We start from the raw sequence: 17675 nt of genomic DNA, 5'->3' as shown, positions 1-17675 counted from the left end.
ACCATGGATCTGTCGTTCGTGACGGAGATCTCGGCGCCGCGCAGCCGGGACGACCTGCCCGCCCCCGAACCCGGAACGGCGTACCTGGCGGGCGGCACCTGGCTGTATTCGGAGCCGCAACCGACGGTCACCCGGCTGGTCGACCTGGCCACCCTCGACTGGCCTGCGATCACCGTCCACGACGACGGACTCGAACTCGCCGCGACGTGCACCATCGAGAACCTCTGCAATGCACCGCTTCCCGCCGAGTGGTCGGCGAAGAACCTGTTCCGGCCGTGCGCCGAGTCGCTCGCCGCGTCGTGGAAGATCTGGCACACCGCGACCGTCGGCGGCAACCTCGCGCTGGCGCTGCCTGCCGGCGCGATGATCACGCTGTGCTGCGCGCTCGACGCCGAACTCCTGATCTGGTCCGCCGACGGCAGTGAACGCCGGGTTCCGGTAGAGCGGTTCGTCACCGGGGCCGGCCGCACGATGCTGGGGGCCGGTGAACTGATCCGCAGCATCCACCTCCCCGCCGCCGCATTGCGGGGCCGCACGGCGCTGCGGAAGATCGCGTACTCGCCGCTCGGACGGTCCGGTGCCCTGCTCGCCGGACGCGTCGGCGCGGACGGATTCACGCTGACCGTCACCGCGTCGACCGTCCGCCCGTTCGTCCTGCGCTTCCCCGCCGTTCCCGGCACCGATGCGTTGAGCGCCGCTCTGGCCGAACGGATCTCCCCCGACGACTACCTGACGGACGCGCACGGCGCCGCGGACTGGCGTCGTCACGTCACGGGCGTCCTCGCCGAGGAGATCCGGAGGGAGCTGGAATGAAGTTGACGGTCGACGGTCAGTCGGTGGACGCCGACGCACGGCCCGGTCAGTGCCTACGCACCTTCCTGCGGGAACAGCAGCGGTTCGCGGTCAAGAAGGGCTGCGACGCCGGGGATTGCGGCGCCTGTTCCGTGCTGCTCGACGGCGCCCCGGTGCACTCCTGCGTGGTGCCGGCGCATCGCGCGGAGAACCGCGAGGTCACCACCGCCGCCGGTCTCGGCAGTCCCGACCAACTCCATCCCGTGCAACGGCAATTCGTCGACGCGGCGGGATTCCAGTGCGGGTTCTGCACACCCGGGATGGTGGTGACCGCGTCCGCGCTCGACTCCGCGCAACGCGCCGACCTGCCGCGCGCGCTGAAGGGAAATCTCTGCCGCTGCACCGGTTATCGCTCCATCCGCGACGCCGTCGGCGGCGTGTGCACCACCGAATCGGACAGTGCCGGTGAGTCGTTCGGTCGTTCGATTCCCGCACCCGCGGCCACCCGGGTGGTGTGCGGCGCCGAACCGTACACGCTCGACCTGGCCGTCGACGGGCTGACGCACATCCAGATCCTCGGCAGCCCGCACCCGCACGCCCGCATCACCCGTCTCGACACGTCTGCCGCCGAGCGACTGCCCGGCGTCCACGGGGTGCTCACCCACCGCGACAGTCCGGGCGTGGCCTTCTCCACCGCGCGTCACGAGTTCCGCACCGACGACCCCGACGACACCTACGTGTTCGACACGATCCTCCGGTTCCGCGGGCAGCGCGTCGCCGCGGTCGTCGCGGACTCCGTCGACATCGCCCGGCGCGCACTGCAGTTGATCGAGGTGGAGTACGAAGTCCTCGAACCGGTCTTCGATCCCGACCTGGCGCGCCGCCCGGGTGCACCCCTGCTGCACGGCGACAAGGGCACCGAGTCCCGGATCGCGGACCCGGCCCGGAATCTGGTGGCCGAGGTCCACGGCGAGACCGGCGACCTCGCCGCCGGACTGGCGGCGGCGCGGGACACGGGTGCGGTGGTGGAGGGCACGTGGCAGACCCAGCGCGTGCAGCACACGCATCTCGAAACCCACTCGGCCATCGGCTGGCTCGACTCCGACGGTCGCCTCACTCTCCGCAGCAGCACCCAGGTGCCCTTCCTCGTCCGCGACGAACTCGCTCACCTGTTCTCACTCGACCGCGCGCAGGTCCGGGTGTTCACGGCCCGCGTCGGGGGCGGCTTCGGCGCGAAGCAGGAGATGCTGGTGGAGGACCTCGTCGCCCTCGCCGTGTTGCGCACCGGCCGACCGGTGCAGTACGAGTTCACCCGTTCCGACCAGTTCACGATCGCCCCGTGCCGGCATCCCATGCGGGTGTCGGTGAAGGTCGGTGCCGACGGCGACGGAAGGCTGACGGCACTCGCCGTCGACGTGCTGTCGGATGCCGGTGCGTACGGCAATCATTCGGTGGGCGTGATGTTCCACGGTTGCAGCGAATCCGTTGCGCTGTACCGGTCGCCGAACAAGCGGGTGGACGCCCAGGCCGTCTACACCAACAACCTGCCGTCCGGGGCGTTCCGCGGCTACGGGCTGGGGCAGATCATCTTCGCGGTGGAGTCCGCGCTCGACCAGCTGGCCGCGGAGCTGGGGATCGACCCGTTCGAGTTGCGTCGTCGCAACGTGGTCGTCCCGGGCGACGACTTCGTCGATTTCGAAGTCGAACACGGCGACCTCACGTACGGCAGTTACGGACTGGACCAGTGCCTCGACCTGGCGGAGGCCGCCCTGCGCCGCGGCAACGACGCGCTTCCGCCGGACGGGCCGCAGTGGCGGGTCGGTGAGGGCATGGCGGCGTCCATGATCGCGACCATCCCGCCGCGGGGGCACTTCGCGGACGTGTCCTGCACCCTCGTCGAGGGCAGCCGGTACGAACTGCGGGTGGGCACAGCCGAGTTCGGGAACGGCACCACCACCGTGCACGCGCAGCTCGCCGCATCCGCGCTCGGCACCACCGCCGACCGGATCACCGTGATCCAATCCGACACCGACGTCGCCGGGCACGACACCGGAGCATTCGGTTCGGCAGGCACGGTCGTCGCCGGGAAGGCGGTACATCTCGCCGGAACCCGGCTGCGGGAGCTGTTGTTCGAGGTCGCCCGTCGCGTCGCCGGCGCCGCCGAGGACAGCGACTGCGCGCTCACACCCGACGCGGTCGTGGTCGCCGGGCGGACCGTCGAACTGGACAAGCTGGTACCCGAGGGACCGCTCCGGGCCGAGGGCCACCACGACGGCACCCCGCGGTCGGTGGTGTTCAACGTGCACGCCTTCCGGGTCGCGGTCGACACCGTCACCGGGGAGGTCCGGATCCTGCAGTCCATCCAGGCCGCGGATGCCGGCACGGTCCTCAACCCGCAGCAGTGCCGCGGGCAGGTCGAGGGCGGCGTGGCGCAGGCCATCGGCAGCGCGCTGTACGAGGAGATCCTGCTCGACGGCGCCGGGACCGTCCTCAACCCGCAGCTGCGGAACTATCACATCCCGCAGCTCGTGGACGTGCCGGACACCGAGGTCTACTTCGCGGACACCTACGACGAGCTGGGCCCGCACGGCGCCAAGTCGATGAGTGAGTCCCCGTACAACCCGGTCGCCCCGGCCCTGGCCAACGCGATCGCGGACGCCACCGGCGCCCGGCTTCGGCGGCTCCCGATGACCCCCGCCGCCGTGTGGCGTGCGGCTTCGCCGCCCGTGAGTACTTGTTAACCGCCCGACGTTAATAAGTACTCACGGGCGGCGAAGCCGCAGCAGTGCCTCGACGATGGGACGCTGCCCCTTGACCAGCTTCCTTTCGGCGACATCCGACGGGAACCAGCGGGCGTCGTCGACCTCGGGAAACTGCTGAATCTTCCCGGACCTCGGCGGCCATTCCAGTTCGAACGTGTTGCTCTCGACGAAGGCGACGTCTTCGCTCACCTCTGCCGCGTACACGGTGATCACCTTGCGTGAGGGCTGCCGGAATTCGCCGAGCAACTCGTACTCGACCGCGGGCGGCGGCGCGCCGATCTCTTCCTCGTACTCGCGCAGCGCGGCCGCGTACGGATCCTCGCCCTCGACGTATTCGCCCTTGGGGATCGACCACGCGGCGTCGTCCTTGCGCGCCCAGAACGGGCCACCCATGTGCACGATCCACAACTGGAGCACCCCCGCATCGTCTGTGCGATACAGGAGTACTCCAGCGCTGGTGACGGTCATGGGACCACGTTAGGCTGCGGCGTCCTCCCGCTGGTCGCTCAACTCGATCGTTTCGATCTCCTGGGCGTAGTGGAAGTGCGGGCGGCGGTGTCCGAGGAACGAACCGCACCACGACATCACCGCGACGTACCGGTTGCGGAATCCGACCAGGTAGACGAGGTGCACGGCGAGCCACAGGAACCAGGCGAGCACACCGGTCAGCTCGACCTTGCCGACGCGGGTGATCGCGCGGAACCGGTTGATGATCGCCATGCTGCCCTTGTCGCGGTACGTGAACGGCGTGCCGAGGGCGCGTTTCCCGGTGATGATGGCCGCGACGTGGCGTCCACCCTGCATCGCGAACGGCGACTGCGCGGGCAGGTTGTTCAGCGACGCCATGTCGCCGATCGCGTAGACGTCGTCGTAGCGGCCCACCGTGAGGTCCTCGTCGACCAGCAGCCGGCCGCCGCGGCCGGTCTCGCAGCCGGTCCGGTCCGCGAGCACTGCCGCGAAGTCGTTGGCCTGGATCCCCGCCGACCAGATGATGGTGTCCGCCGTGAGGCGCTTCTCGAAACCGGTGCTCGGCGACGACAGGGTGGCGCCGTGGTCGTCGATGTCGGTGACCATCGTGCCGAGAACCACCTCGACACCCGCCTTCTCCAGCGAGTCCTGCGTGTACTTGCTGAGCTTGCCGCCGAAGACCGGCAGCGTCTCGTTCGCACCCTCGACGAGCGTGACGGTGACCTCTTCGGACGTGATGTCGCGAAGCGACTTCTCGAAGTAGCGGCCCGCCAGTTCCTTGATCTGACCTGCCAGTTCAACACCGGTCGGGCCGGCACCGATCACGATGAAGTGCAGCAGGTCGCGACGACGCTCCGGGTCGGAGGTGGTGTGCGCCTCCTCGAAGCAGCGGACGATCTGCCTGCGCAGCCGGTCGGCGTCGGCGACGGTCTTGAGCGCGTACGTGACCTCGGCGAACTCGTCGCGCCCGAAGTAGGCCTGCCGGGCGCCCGTCGCGGCGATGAGGCTGTCGTAACCGATGGTGTGGCGGATGCTGCCGGCCTCGTAGACGACCTCTTTCTTGTCCGGGTCGACGTCGACGACGCGGCCCAGGCGGACGTCGCCGCTGGGGTACTTGGCGAGGATCGCGCGGATGGACGGGGCGATCTCGCCGGGCGAGATGACACCGGTCGCGACCTGGTACAGAAGGGGCTGGAACAGATGCTCGGTGGTCTCGGAAATCAGCACGAACGGCGTGCCGGCCTTGCCGAGCTTCTTCGCCGCCGCGAGTGCGCCGAATCCCGATCCCACGATGACAACCTGTGTGCGATCCACCGAAAACCTCCTACTGCTTCATGCGTCTACTTAGCTCCGCGTATGAGCTCCACATTAGGGATCGACCGTTGTTAATTGCCAGTAAGCTGGGGAAATCGAAATAGTGTTATCTCGATTGCTCATAAGTCTTCCCCGAAGGACGTAACCTCAGGTCATGGAGTTCCGACAGCTTCGCTACTTCCTCGCGGTCGGCGAGGAGGGCAGTTTCTCGCGCGCGGCACAACGCTGCTTCATCTCCCAGTCGGCGATCAGCCATCAGATCGCCAAACTCGAAACCGAGTTGGGCACCACCCTGCTGGAACGCTCGACACGCGCCACCCGGCTCACCGCGGCGGGCGAACGACTGATGCCCATCGCCGCCGAGATGATGGGCCTCGAGGCGCGCGCGCTGTCGGTGGGACTCGATCCCCGCAACCGGCTCCGGATCAGCGCGAGCATGAGCTTCGCGACCCAGAGCCTCGAGGCGATATCGGCTGTCCGCGAAGACTTCCCGCAGCTCGACATCGAATTCGTCATCAAGGATTTCACCGACCGGATGACCGCCGTCGCGTCGGGTGACGCCGACCTCGCACTCATCCGCGGCGGCGTCGACCGGCCGGGCCTCGAAACCGTCGAATTCGGGCTCGAAGACCTGGTGATCGTGACGTCGAGCAAACACCCACTCGCCGGGGTCTCGACCGTCGACCTCAGCGAACTGGCGCCCTACCCCCTGCTGCTGCCGCCCCGCAGCAGTCAGATCCTGATCCACAACGTCGTCGAGGACGCATTCCGGCAGGTCGGGCAGCGGGTGATGCTCGGACCGTCGATCCCCAGCGACCACACGGCCACCCTCGACGTCCTCACCACCCCGCGGTCGTGGACGGTGCTGTACGCCGACACCGCCGACGCGACGCCCCGGCGGGGGCTGAGCTTCCTGCGCGAGGCGCACGATCGACTGCGCATCCCGGTGTGCGGGGTCGTCCGCAGCGGAACTGCGACGCGGCCCGAACTGACGCACCTGTTCCGTGCGCTCGCGCAGTCGATCGCCGGGACCGGCGGAGCGGCCGAAACCTAGACGTCGATCAGACCGTGCCGGTCGACCCACGTCAGCACACGGTCGAGCATCGTGTCGGGGACCTCGAGCTGCGGAGTGTGCCCCACATCCGCGAGAATCACGCTGTCCCACCGCGGATTCGCGGTCGCCACCTTGCGGGCCGCCGCGACCGGAACCAGCCGGTCGCGGTCGCCGTGGAGCAGGAGGACCGGCTGCGCGATCGACCGCATGGTGTCGAGGTACCGGCGCGGGCGGGCCAGGACCCGCATCAGTGAGCGGCTGGCCTGGAGGAACGCCGCGTCCTCGGACGGCAGCCCGCGCCGGTAGCCCGCGAGCGCCGCTGCGGCGTCGAGGGAATCCTCCGACGCCCGGCTCGGATCGGCGAAGCACAGGTCGATCATCCGCTCGACCAACTGCCGGTCCGTCAACTTCCGGCTCGAGTACTGCAGGAACCGCTCCCCCACGAACGGGGTGAAGTACATCGCGAACTGTGCGGCGATCCGCGGATCCGGGATCCGTTGCGCGACAGGCAGTGCGGGGTCGACCAGGACCAGCGCCGAGACCGTCTCCGGGTGCGCCGCCGCCTCGAACAGCGAGATCATGCCGCCCATCGAGTTGCCCATCAAAATCACGGGACGGCCGACGACATCGCGCAGGAAACGGTGCAGCACCTTCGCGTTGGCGCCGACCCCTGTGCGGCGTCGTCCGGACGGGCTGAGCCCGAACCCGGGGAGATCGACGGTGAGCACGCGGGTGCGCTCGGCGAGGACCGGTGCGATCCGCACCCAGTTCAGGTGCGAGCCGCCGAGCCCGTGGACCATGACCACCGGAGGGAACTCGGTCTCCTCGCCGTATTCGACCCAGTGAACGGGACCGTCGAGGTCGACGATGCTGCCCGCGCCACCCCATCGCTGCGCGAACTCCTGCTGGGCAGGTTCGCCGACTCTGTTCGGATCAACCATGCGTCCGTCCGTTCCGACTGTTGGGCGTGCCGTCTGTTGGGCCTGCCGAGGCCACCGGCCAGTCTACGGCCGTACCGTCGTATGTTTGAACGCATGCAGCGTGGGACGGTGAGAGTTCGATGACGATCGGGGGCGTGCTGCTCGCGGCCGGGGCCGGTTCGCGCATGGGCATGCCGAAGGCGCTCGTCGTCGGCGCGGACGGAGAACCGTGGCTCGCGCGCGGGGTCCGGGTGCTGTCCGAGGCCGGATGTGAGCCGACCGTCGTGGTGCTCGGTGCCCGCGCCGACGAGGCCGAGCACCTCCTGCCCGGCGGTGTCCCCGTCACCGTCGGGATCGCGGACGACTGGCAGTCGGGAATGTCCGCGTCCCTGCGTCGGGGGCTGGAGGTCGCGGCGACGTTCGACGACGTCGACGCCGTCGTCATCACCCTCGTCGACCTCCCCGACCTCGGTGTCGACGCCGTCCGGCGGATCGTGTCGGTGCCGCCCGGCGACGCCCGGTCGGCGCTGCGCCAGGCCCACTACAGCGGACGCCCGGGTCACCCGGTTCTGATCGGCCGGGACCACTGGCTCCCGTTGCGGCACGGCCTCACCGGGGACTCCGGCGCGCGGAAGTACCTCGCGGCACACGGCGCCGAGGCGGTCGACTGCTCCGATCTGGGCTCGGGACGCGACGTCGATTCGCCGCGCGAACTCCACTAGCGCCTCGGACGAACGGGACGCTCGTTCGATCTGACGCAACGAGCGTCCCGTTCGTCCGGCGACAGCACGGCCGGCACCGTTCAGCGGCTGACCGCCTTCTTGTACCGCCGGATCGCGAACGGTACGAAGATCACCAGCAGGACCGCCGACCACAGGAGTGAGGCGATGACCGGGTGCTGCAACGGCCAGGCGTCGGGAACGGTCATGGCCGGGTTGGTGTTTCCGAACAGTTCCCGCACGGCCTGTGTCACCGCGGACACCGGGTTCCATTCGGCGATCACCTTGAGCGGGCCGGGCAAGTTGGTGGTCTCGACGAACGTGTTCGCGATGAACGAGAGCGGGAAGATGACGATGAAACTGGCATTGTTGAACACTTCCGGGGTGCGGATCCAGAGTCCGACCACCGCCATCACCCAGGACAGGGCGTAGGCGAACAACAGCAGGAGCAGGTAGCCGAGAACTGCTTCGCCGAGACTCGAGTGGATGCGCCACCCGATGATCAGACCGGTCAGCGACATCACGACGAGGCTGACGATGTTGATCAGGACGTCGGTGGACGTGCGGCCGAGGAGGACGGCGGACGGGGCCATCGGCAGCGACCGGAATCGGTCGATGATCCCCTTCTGCAGATCCTCGACCATCCCAAGGCCCGTCCATGTGGCCCCGAAGATGACTGTCTGCGTGAAGATCCCGGCGATCAGGAATTCGCGGTACGACATTCCGGGAACCTGGATCGCGCTGCCGAAGACGTACGCGAACAGCAGCACGAACATGATCGGCGACAACGTGGTGAACACGATGAGGTCGGGGACGCGCTTGATCTTGATCATGTTGCGTTTGGCGATCGTGAGCCCGTCCGCGAGCGCGGTGTGCACGGACGCCGTCTGTGGTGCGCTCATGAGACGTGCTCCTCTTCGGCTTCGTGTCCGGTCAGGGTGAGGAAGACGTCGTCCAGGGTCGGTCTGCGGAGTCCGACGTCGAACACTTTCACTCCTCGATTGGAGAGTCGGCCCAGCGCTTCGACGAGGGCGTCCGCACCGCCGGTCACCGGCACCGTCACCCGGCGGACGTTCTCTTCCAGCAGGATCTCGCCTGCGGCGAGCGGGGCCAGTTCGTCGCGCACGACGGAGAGGTCGATGCCCTCCCGGACGCTCAACTCGATGCGCTCACCGCCCACGCGATCCTTCAATTCGTCGGCGGTTCCGCGGGCGATGACCGAACCGTGGTCGATCACCGCGATCTGGTCGGCGAGGCGCTCGGCCTCCTCCATGTACTGGGTGGTCAGGAGCAGCGTGGTGCCCCGGGCGACCAGATTGTCGATGACGTCCCACAGAGCCAGCCGGGCGCGGGGGTCGAGCCCGGTGGTCGGTTCGTCCAGGAACAGCACCTCCGGCTCGGCCACCAGCGCTCCGGCGAGGTCGAGACGCCGGCGCATGCCGCCCGAGTAGCCCTTGACGGGGCGATCTCCCGCCTCGACCAGGTCGAACTGTTCGAGCAGTTCGCGGGCTCGCGCCTTACTGCGTTTGGCCCCGAGGTGGTAGAGCCGACCGACCATCTCGAGGTTCTCGAAACCGGTGAGGTACTCGTCGACGGCCGCGTACTGACCCGACGCGCCGATCCGGGACCGGAGCACCCGCGCGTCGTGGACGACGTCGAGACCGGCGACCTCTGCCCGGCCGGCGTCGGGGACGAGGAGGGTGGTGAAGACCCGCACCGCCGTCGTCTTGCCTGCGCCGTTCGGGCCGAGCAGCGCCATCACCGTTCCCGCGGGGACCGCGAGGTCGACCCCGTCCAGCGCTGTGACCTTGCCGTACTTCTTGACCAGACCCTCTGCCGTTATCGCATCGACCATCAGAAGTTCCCATCCGTTGGCGTGTCGACCCAGTGTGACTCGAGGCACCGACAGGTGCAGCGGAATATTCGACGTTCCGGGCAGGCCCTGTGCGGCGGTAGTCTGAAATTCGGGCAGGTCAGCGTGCAGATCTTCGGCAGGAGACCATGATGTCGGATGCGGCGTCGGAACTCCGGACGGGCCGTGCGGCCTTCGAGCGGCGAGACTGGCGCGACACCTACACCCGCCTGTCGAGCGCCGATCGGCAGGACCCGCTGCCGGGTGACGACCTCGAACTGCTCGCCACCGCCGCCTACCTGCTCGGTGAGGACGACGCCAGCACCGAATGGTGGGAGCGGGCGGTGCACGAGTGGACCCGCACGGGTCGACCGGTGCGCTCGGCGCGGTGCGCGTTCTGGCTCTCGTTCGGCCTGCTCATGCGGGGCGAGCACGCCCGCGGCGGCGGTTGGCTGGGCAAGGCCCAGCGACTTCTGGACACCGCGGGCGTGGACTGCGCGGAGCGTGGCTACCTGCTGGTGCCGCAGGGGCTACGCCGGATCGACGACGGCGACGGCACCGCGGCCCAGGACATCTTCCGCACGGTGACGGACGTGGGCATCCGGTTCGCCGACCCGGATCTGACGACGCTCGGGGTGCTGGGCACCGGCCATTCGCTCGTCCTGCTGGGGCACGTCGCGGAGGCGGTGTCCGCTTTCGACGAGGCGATGGTCGGGGTGACGTCCGACAACGTGTCCCCGGTGGTCGCGGGGATCGTGTACTGCGCCGTGATCGAGCAGTGCCAGAACATCTGCGACCTCCGCCGGTCCCGGGAATGGACTGTGGCGCTGGAGGAATGGTGCTCTTCGCAACCCGGCCTCGTCCCCTACCGCGGCCAATGCCTCGTCCATCGTGCCGAGATCCTGCAACTGCAGGGCGACTGGCCGACGGCGATGGACTCGGCGCGGCGGGCGCACGAACGACTCGCCTCGCAACCCGCGGCCGGGTCCGCCGCCTACGTGATGGCCGACCTCCACCGCCTGCGCGGCGAGGTCGCCCAGGCCGAGAAGTTGTTCCTGGAGGCGAACCGCTTGGGCAGGCGCCCGCAACCCGGACTCGCGCTGCTGCGGATGGCGCAGGGGCGGGTCGGCAGTGCGGCCGCGTCGATCCGCTGCGCGCTGGACGAAGCCACCGGCGCCGTGGAACGCGCCCGGCTGCTGCCCGCGTGCGTCGAGATCTTGCTCGCCTCGGGCGACGTCCCGGCGGCGAGATCGGCCGCGGACGAACTCGACTCGACGGCAACCGGGTTCGCGATTCCCTATCTGTGTGCCCTGGCGGCGCAGGCTTCGGGATCGGTGCTGCACGCCGAGGGCCGGGGCAGTGACGCGCTGACCGTTCTGCGCGACGCGTGGCGGCGCTGGCAGGAGATCGGCGCGCCCTACGAGTGCGTGCGGGTCCGGGAGTCGGTCGCGCTGGTCTGCCGCGACCTCGGCGACGACGACACCGCGCAGATGGAGCACGACCTCGCGTCCGCCACGTACCGGCAACTGGGCGCGCTCCCCGACCTCGAGCGACTGCGGGCGGAGTTCCGTCCCGGCTCCGCGGACTCCACTCCGCTGACCCCGCGTGAAGTGTGCGTGCTCCGCCTCGTCGCGGCGGGCAAGAGTAACCGGGCGGTGGCGACGGAACTGTTCCTCAGCGAGAAGACGGTCGCCCGGCACCTGAGCAACATCTTCGTCAAGCTGGGAATCTCGTCGCGGTCGGCGGCCACGGCCTATGCCTACGAGCATCACCTCGTCGGCCCGGCTACATGAAAGTACCCATACGGTCGTACGTATCTGCGCCTTTCTCCCGACGCGCCCGGGTCGGCCTCGCTCCTAGCGTTGAGCACAACCACCGAACGCCGAGGGAAGAAGGCACCCGATGTCCACAGAACGTTTCGACACGATCGTGATCGGTGCCGGGCAGGCCGGCCTCGCCACCGGCTACCACCTCGCCGAACGCGGGCAGCACTTCGTGATCCTCGACGCCCACGACCGCGTCGGGGACGTGTGGCGGGAACGGTTCGACTCGCTCCGGCTCTACAGTCCGGCCCGGTACGACGGGCTGCCCGGCTGGGGAATTCCCGCCCCCGCCTGGTCCTGGCCGGGGAAGGACGAGGTCGCCGACTACTTCGAGGCCTACGCGGAGCGGTTCGCGCTGCCGGTCCGGACCGGCGTCACCGTGGACGGACTGTCCAGTCTCGGCGACCGCTACGTCGTCACCGCCGGAACGGACCGATTCGAGGCCGGCAACGTCGTCGTCGCGTCCGGCACCTGGCAGACCCCGGTCATCCCCGACCTCGCCGACCGCCTCGACCCCCGGATCCGGCAACTGCATTCCAGCGACTACCACAATCCCTCCCAACTGCAGGACGGGCCGGTGCTGGTGGTCGGGTGCAGCCACTCCGGCGCGGACATCGCCCTGGAGGCCTCCCGTTCGCATCGCACCACGATCTGCGGTCCCGTCCGCGGTGAGGTGCCGTTCGACCTCGAGGGGCGCGCCGCGCACGTCGCGATCCCGATCATGTGGTTCATGGCGAATCACGTTCTGACCGAACGCACCCCCATCGGCCGGAAGATGCGCACCCACGTCCGCTCGGGTGGCGGCCCACTGCTCCGGGTCAAGCGCGCCGACCTGGCCGCGGCTGGTGTGGAGCACTTCCAGGCGAAGGTCACCGACGTGCGCGACGGCACACCGATCCTGGACGACGGCACCGCTCTCGACGTCCGCAACGTGATCTGGTGCACCGGGTTCCGCAAGGACACGACCTGGATCCAGATCCCCGTCACCGGTGCGGACGGGTGGCCCGAGCAGTCCCGCGGAGTCTCACCCGACCATCCCGGACTGTATTTCGTCGGTCTGCCGTTCCTGCAGGCATTCGCGTCGATGCTCACCGGCGGGGTGGGCCGCGACGCCGCCTACGTCGCGAAACACATCGCGCGCAGGCAGTCCCGGGCCGGTGTCAGGCCGTCAGCACCAACCCTGACGTAGGCACTCCGGTGCCTGCGGTGACGAGGACGTTCTGCGCACCGGAGACCTGGTTGACGGACGTGCCGCGGATCTGCCGCACCCCCTCGGCGATGCCGTTCATGCCGTGGATGTAGGCCTCCCCGAGCTGGCCTCCGTGGGTGTTGAGCGGCAGGCTGCCGTCGAGATCGATGGCGCCGTCGGCGATGAAGTCCCTGGCCTCGCCGCGACCGCAGAAGCCGAGCTCTTCGAGCTGCATCAATACGTATGGTGTGAAGTGGTCGTACAGGATCGCCAGATCCATGTCCTGCGGGCCGAGTCCGGCCTGATCCCACAGTTGCCTGCCGACCAGTTCCATCTCGGGCAGTCCCGCGAGCTCGGGCCGGTAATAGCTGGTCATGATGTACTGGTCGCTGCCGCTCCCCTGCGCCGCCGCCGCGATCACCGCCGGCTTCTGTTTCAGATCCTTCGCCCGCTCCGGCGACGTGACCACGATCGCGATGCCGCCGTCGGACTCCTGGCAGCAGTCGAGCAGGTGCAGCGGTTCGGCGATGAAGCGGGAATTCTGGTGGTCCTCGAGGGTGATCGGCTTGCCGTGGAAGAAGGCGTTCGGATTGGTGGCCGCGTGCTTGCGGTCGGTGACCGCGATCCGTCCGAAGTCCTCACTCGTGGCGCCGTATTCGTGCATGTACCGCTGCGCGACCATCGCGACGAACGCCGCAGGCGTCGACAGGCCGTGCGGGTAGGAGAACGCGTTGTCGGTACCGGACGAGTTCACCTGCTGCACCAGACCGGAGTTCACCTGCCCAAACCGCATCCCCGACCGCTCGTTGAACGCCCGGTACGCCACCACCACGTCGGCGACGCCGGTGGCGACGGCCATCGCGGCCTGCTGCACGGTCGCGCACGCCGCGCCCCCGCCGTAGTGGATGCGGCTGAAGAACTTCAGATCCGGGATACCGACCGAACGGGCCACGGCGGCTTCGGTGTTGGTGTCCATCGTGAAGGACGTCAGCCCGTCGACGTCCGCCGGTGTCAGCCCGGCGTCTTCGAGCGCCGCCGTCACGGCCTCCGCCGCCAGCCGCAATTCGCTCCGGCCCGAATCCTTCGAGAAGTCGGTGGCGCCGATCCCGGCGATGACAGCCTTGCCCGACAACCCGCTCATGCACCCGCTCCGTTCGTGCGTCCGTCCAGGACGAGGGTCACCTTCGACGTGATGTGGTTGCCGAGACCGTTCTTCCCGACGACATCGAGCGTGACGACGCCGTCGTCCACCGACGCCACCGTGCCGCTCAGCGTGAGCGTGTCATAGGCGTACCACGGCACCCCCAGGCGCAGCGCGATCGACGTGATCACCGCGGTCGGTCCCGCCCAGTCGGTGACGAACCGCTGCACCAGACCGGTGTCGGTGAGGATGTTGACGAAGATGTCCTTCGATCCGCGCTGCTGCGCCAGGTCGCGGTCGTGGTGGACGTCCTGGAAGTCGCGCGTCGCGAGTGCGGCCGAGACGACGAACGTCGGGTCGCCGGTGACGGACAGTTCCGGAAGCGTCGTTCCCACGACGACATCGAGAGTGGACGTCATGACTGCTCCTTCGCTCCGCGCTGCCACGCGTACAGGGTCCACGGCGCGCCGCCCGTCTCGTCGTCACCGGGAAAGTCGAGGTAGATCGCCTCCACCGGCATCCCGATCGTCACGTCGGCGGGCTCGACCCCGCGCAGTTCGCCGAGCATGCGGACGCCTTCCTCCAGTTCGACCAGCGCCACCACGAACGGCAGCGAACGTCCCGGGACCTTCGGCGCGTGGTGGACGACGTAACTGAACACCGTGCCGCGGCCGGACGCGACGACATAGTCCGTCGCCTCCGACTTGTCCTTCCACAGCGCGGGCACCGGCGGGTGCTGCAGCGTCCCGTCCTCGCGCTGCTGGATCCGCAGTTCGTGCGCGGCCACGCCGTCCCAGAAGAACTGGGTGTCCTGCGAGGCACTGGGCCGCATCATCCTCGACGGGTCCAGGTCGTCGTAGGACGCACCCTGCCCGTTCCCCGACGGCCCTGGCCGGTCGGTCTTCGGCATGAACTTCAGGATCCGGAACAGCATCTCGGCCACCGGTTCGCCTGCGGCGTCGCGCCACACACTGCGGGTGTTGAAGAACCATCCCTCGCCGAGGCCCGTCTTCTTCGGGCCCACCACGTCCTCGAGGGTCGTGGTGATGGTGACCTCCTCCCCGACCTTCAGGTAGCGGTGATAGATCTGATCGCAGTTGGTGGCGACGACGGACGTGAACCCGGCCTCGTCGAGGATGGTCGTCATGCGCCCGAGCGGGTCGTCGGTTTGCCGAACGGCGTTCAGGCCCTGCATCGTCCACACCTGCGCCATCGCGGGCGGGGCGACGATGCCGTCGTGTCCCGCTGCCCGCGCGGCCGCCTCGTCGACGTAGATCGGATTCTTGTCGCCGATCGCCTCCACCCAATTGCGGATCATCGGCAGGTTGATCGGGTCCCGTCCGGGCCGGGGAGCACTCGGGCCCGCCGACCGGACCTCCTCTGCGGCAGCGAGAATCTGTTCGGAACTCATATCGCGCGGCGCTCCTATCGCGGGACTCGGGGAAGCTTCAGGCCGGCTGTCGCGATCAGTTCGCGCATCACCTCGTTGACGCCGCCGCCGAACGTGATGACGAGGTTGCGTTTCACCTGCATGTCGAGCCACGTCACGAGGTCGGCGGTCGCCGGCTCGGACGGGTCGCCGTAACGTCCGACGATCTCCTCCGCGAGCCTGCCGATGCGCTGAATGCGTTCGGTGGCGAACACTTTCGTCGCGGACGCGTCGGCGATGTCGACGGCGTCCGACTCACTGGACGCCACCTGCCAGTTGAGGAGTTCGTTGAGGCGGTACGTCGCGTGGATCTCGCCGAGCGCGCGCCGCACGTCCGGTTCGCCCAGGAGGTCGTGCGCGACCGCCCAGTTGCGGATGCGGTCGTAGAGTCCCCCGACCCGGCCGGCGGGCCCGAGCATGACCCGTTCGTGGTTGAGCTGGGTGGTGATCAGGCGCCAACCCTGATTCTCCTCGCCCACCAGCATGTTCGCGGGCACCCGGACGTCGGAGTAGTACGTGGCGTTGACGTGGTGCGCGCCGTCGCACGTGATGATCGGTGTCCAGCTGTAGCCGGGGTCCTTGGTGTCCATGATCAGGATGGAGATGCCACGGTGCCGCGAGTCGGCCGAACCGGTGCGGACGGCGAGCCACAGGTAGTCGGCGTCGTGGCCGCCGGTGGTGAAGATCTTCTGGCCGTTGACGATGTACTCGTCCCCCACCCGGGTGGCCGTGGTCCGCAGCGCCGCCAGATCAGTTCCCGCCTCGGGTTCGGTGTAGCCGATCGCGAAATGCACCTCGCCCGCCAGGATCGCGGGCAGGAACTTGCGCTTCTGCTCCTCGGTGCCGTAGGTCTGCAGCGTCGGCCCGACCGTCTGCAGCGTCACCGACGGCAGCGGAACATCGGCGCGCACAGCCTCGTTCACGAAGATCTGCTGCTCGATCTCCCCGAAGCCGCGGCCGCCGAACTCCACCGGCCAGCCCACCCCGAGCCAGCCGTCCTTGCCCATCCGGCGGATGACCTCGCGGTAGGTGGCGCCGTGGCGCTCGGTGCGCATCACCTCGGCCTCGGCCGGGGAGATCAGCCCGGAGAAGTAGCGCCGGAGTTCCGCCTGCAGCTGACGCTGCTCGTCGGTCAGATCGATGAACACCGGGCCCCCACGAGGTCGAGTCGGTACGAGGCGCCGCCGACGAGGCGGGCCAGGTCTTTGGCGGTCGAGTAGTAGCGGTGCAGCGGGTACGTCACGTCGACGCCGATCCCGCCGTGCAGGTGGTGCAGCACCTGCATGGCGGCGGGCACCTCGGCGGCGATCCAGTAGGCCATCACGTCCAGATCGTCCTGGGCGTCCAGGCCCTCGGACACCCGCCACGACGCCGCGAGCGCCGACACGTGCAGGGTGCGGGACGTGACGTAGACGTCGGCGATCTGCTGCGAGACGGCCTGGAACGTCGCGAGCGGCTTGCCGAACTGGTGCCGGGTGGCCAGGTGCTCGCCCGCCAGAACCGTTGCACCGGAGAGCAGTCCGTCGGACACCGCCCCGATCGAGGCCAGCGCGATCCGGTACAGCGTCTGCACCGCGTTGTCGCCGGCCGCGAGCAGATCGCCCCGCGCCCGGTCGAACGTGATCGCGAATTCGGGGCTGCCCGACGCCGAGGGCGTCGGTGTGAGCGCGACGCCGTCCGCGCCCGGATCCACCAGCACCACCCCGGCGTCCGTCGGCACCAGGATCCGGTGCGCCCGCTCGGCGTACGGGACCGCGAGCACGCGTCCGGTGACGGAGTGGCCGTCGCCGTCCGCGACCGCCGTCACCGACGGCCGTGCCGGGAACTGCGCCCCGGGTTCGGCGAGCGCCGCGGTAAACGTGCGACCGTCGGCGAGACCGGTGAGCAGGGCGTCCTGCTGCGCGTCGTCGCCCAGCGCGACGATGGGCAGCACCCCGAATCCGAGCGTCGCCAGCGCCGGGACCTGCGCCGCCTTCCGCCCGACCTCGGTGAGCAGCGCACCGACGTCGGTGACCGAGAGCCCTTCGCCTCCGAGACGTTCCGGCAGTGCGAGGGTCAGCAGGTCGGCGTCGGCGAAGGCGGCCCAGAGGGCGTCGCCGTCGAGGTCGCGGGCCAGCAGTCCGGCCGCGACCTGGGCCACGGCCTCCTGGGTTTCGTCTCGAGTGAAGTCCACGCTGACAATCCCACTTTCGATTTAGAACGTGTTCTAGTT

General features: G+C 69.0%; 16 protein-coding genes. 6 read left to right on the top strand and 10 right to left on the bottom strand.

Annotated features, from left to right (window positions below; genetic code table 11):
- The first annotated feature begins 3 nt into the window (after positions 1-3).
- Positions 4-813: a xanthine dehydrogenase family protein subunit M gene (locus tag CJ179_RS23540; RefSeq protein WP_095863043.1), complete on the top strand. Its 810-nt coding sequence runs from the start codon at positions 4-6 to the stop codon at positions 811-813.
- Positions 810-3533 carry a molybdopterin cofactor-binding domain-containing protein gene (locus CJ179_RS23535; RefSeq protein ID WP_095863042.1) on the top strand — a complete coding sequence of 908 codons (2724 nt, stop codon included), beginning with the start codon at positions 810-812 and terminating at the stop codon, positions 3531-3533. The genes CJ179_RS23540 and CJ179_RS23535 overlap by 4 nt, the downstream gene beginning before the upstream one ends.
- 21 nt (positions 3534-3554) lie before the next feature.
- Here the strand turns inward: CJ179_RS23535 and CJ179_RS23530 are convergent, their stop codons facing one another.
- Positions 3555-4022, bottom strand: a complete 468-nt coding sequence (locus tag CJ179_RS23530) for an NUDIX domain-containing protein (protein ID WP_095863041.1) — start codon at positions 4020-4022, stop codon at positions 3555-3557.
- 9 nt (positions 4023-4031) lie between these two features.
- Positions 4032-5336 carry an NAD(P)/FAD-dependent oxidoreductase gene (locus CJ179_RS23525; RefSeq protein ID WP_072939443.1) on the bottom strand — a complete coding sequence of 435 codons (1305 nt, stop codon included), beginning with the start codon at positions 5334-5336 and terminating at the stop codon, positions 4032-4034.
- 154 nt (positions 5337-5490) lie between these two features.
- Between CJ179_RS23525 and CJ179_RS23520 the strand changes: the two genes are divergently transcribed.
- Complete coding sequence (locus tag CJ179_RS23520) at positions 5491-6390, top strand: LysR family transcriptional regulator (RefSeq protein WP_072939445.1); 900 nt, start codon at positions 5491-5493, stop codon at positions 6388-6390.
- Here CJ179_RS23520 and CJ179_RS23515 read toward each other — a convergent pair.
- Positions 6387-7331, bottom strand: coding sequence for an alpha/beta fold hydrolase (locus CJ179_RS23515; RefSeq protein WP_072939447.1), 945 nt, complete (start codon positions 7329-7331; stop codon positions 6387-6389). The two genes, CJ179_RS23520 and CJ179_RS23515, sit on opposite strands and share 4 nt — an antisense overlap.
- 119 nt (positions 7332-7450) lie before the next feature.
- Between CJ179_RS23515 and CJ179_RS23510 the strand changes: the two genes are divergently transcribed.
- Positions 7451-8032: an NTP transferase domain-containing protein gene (locus CJ179_RS23510; RefSeq protein WP_095863040.1), complete on the top strand. Its 582-nt coding sequence runs from the start codon at positions 7451-7453 to the stop codon at positions 8030-8032.
- Positions 8033-8112: 80 nt separating this feature from the next.
- Here CJ179_RS23510 and CJ179_RS23505 read toward each other — a convergent pair whose 3' ends face one another.
- Complete coding sequence (locus CJ179_RS23505) at positions 8113-8931, bottom strand: ABC transporter permease (protein ID WP_072939452.1); 819 nt, start codon at positions 8929-8931, stop codon at positions 8113-8115.
- The gene (locus tag CJ179_RS23500) at positions 8928-9884 is read right to left on the bottom strand and encodes an ATP-binding cassette domain-containing protein (RefSeq protein WP_072939455.1); all 957 of its coding nucleotides are present in this window, start codon (positions 9882-9884) and stop codon (positions 8928-8930) included. The genes CJ179_RS23505 and CJ179_RS23500 overlap by 4 nt, the downstream gene beginning before the upstream one ends.
- A gap of 149 nt (positions 9885-10033) precedes the next feature.
- Here CJ179_RS23500 and CJ179_RS23495 point away from each other — a divergent pair, with 149 nt between their 5' ends.
- Positions 10034-11674: a helix-turn-helix transcriptional regulator gene (locus CJ179_RS23495; protein ID WP_095863588.1), complete on the top strand. Its 1641-nt coding sequence runs from the start codon at positions 10034-10036 to the stop codon at positions 11672-11674.
- Positions 11675-11783: 109 nt separating this feature from the next.
- Positions 11784-12893 (top strand): NAD(P)/FAD-dependent oxidoreductase, encoded by a 1110-nt coding sequence (locus CJ179_RS23490; protein WP_095863039.1) that lies wholly within the window; start codon positions 11784-11786, stop codon positions 12891-12893.
- Here CJ179_RS23490 and CJ179_RS23485 read toward each other — a convergent pair.
- The 5 genes from CJ179_RS23485 to CJ179_RS23465 are packed head-to-tail and all read right to left on the bottom strand — an operon-like array spanning position 12865 to position 17636.
- On the bottom strand, positions 12865-14034 hold the full coding sequence (locus CJ179_RS23485; protein WP_072939458.1) for a lipid-transfer protein: 1170 nt from the start codon (positions 14032-14034) through the stop codon (positions 12865-12867). The genes CJ179_RS23490 and CJ179_RS23485 overlap by 29 nt on opposite strands.
- Positions 14031-14453, bottom strand: coding sequence for a MaoC family dehydratase (locus tag CJ179_RS23480; protein WP_072939460.1), 423 nt, complete (start codon positions 14451-14453; stop codon positions 14031-14033). The genes CJ179_RS23485 and CJ179_RS23480 overlap by 4 nt, the downstream gene beginning before the upstream one ends.
- Positions 14450-15445 carry a bifunctional MaoC family dehydratase N-terminal/OB-fold nucleic acid binding domain-containing protein gene (locus CJ179_RS23475; protein WP_095863038.1) on the bottom strand — a complete coding sequence of 332 codons (996 nt, stop codon included), beginning with the start codon at positions 15443-15445 and terminating at the stop codon, positions 14450-14452. The genes CJ179_RS23480 and CJ179_RS23475 overlap by 4 nt, the downstream gene beginning before the upstream one ends.
- 14 nt (positions 15446-15459) lie before the next feature.
- Positions 15460-16611: an acyl-CoA dehydrogenase family protein gene (locus CJ179_RS23470; protein ID WP_095863037.1), complete on the bottom strand. Its 1152-nt coding sequence runs from the start codon at positions 16609-16611 to the stop codon at positions 15460-15462.
- Positions 16596-17636, bottom strand: a complete 1041-nt coding sequence (locus CJ179_RS23465) for an acyl-CoA dehydrogenase family protein (RefSeq protein ID WP_095863036.1) — start codon at positions 17634-17636, stop codon at positions 16596-16598. The genes CJ179_RS23470 and CJ179_RS23465 overlap by 16 nt, the downstream gene beginning before the upstream one ends.
- Between the last annotated feature and the right edge of the window lie 39 nt (positions 17637-17675).

This window comes from Rhodococcus sp. ACS1, assembly GCF_002300155.1.
GTDB classification, from domain to species: domain Bacteria; phylum Actinomycetota; class Actinomycetes; order Mycobacteriales; family Mycobacteriaceae; genus Rhodococcus_F; species Rhodococcus_F koreensis.
This window is presented reverse-complemented; position numbering and strand designations above follow the sequence as displayed.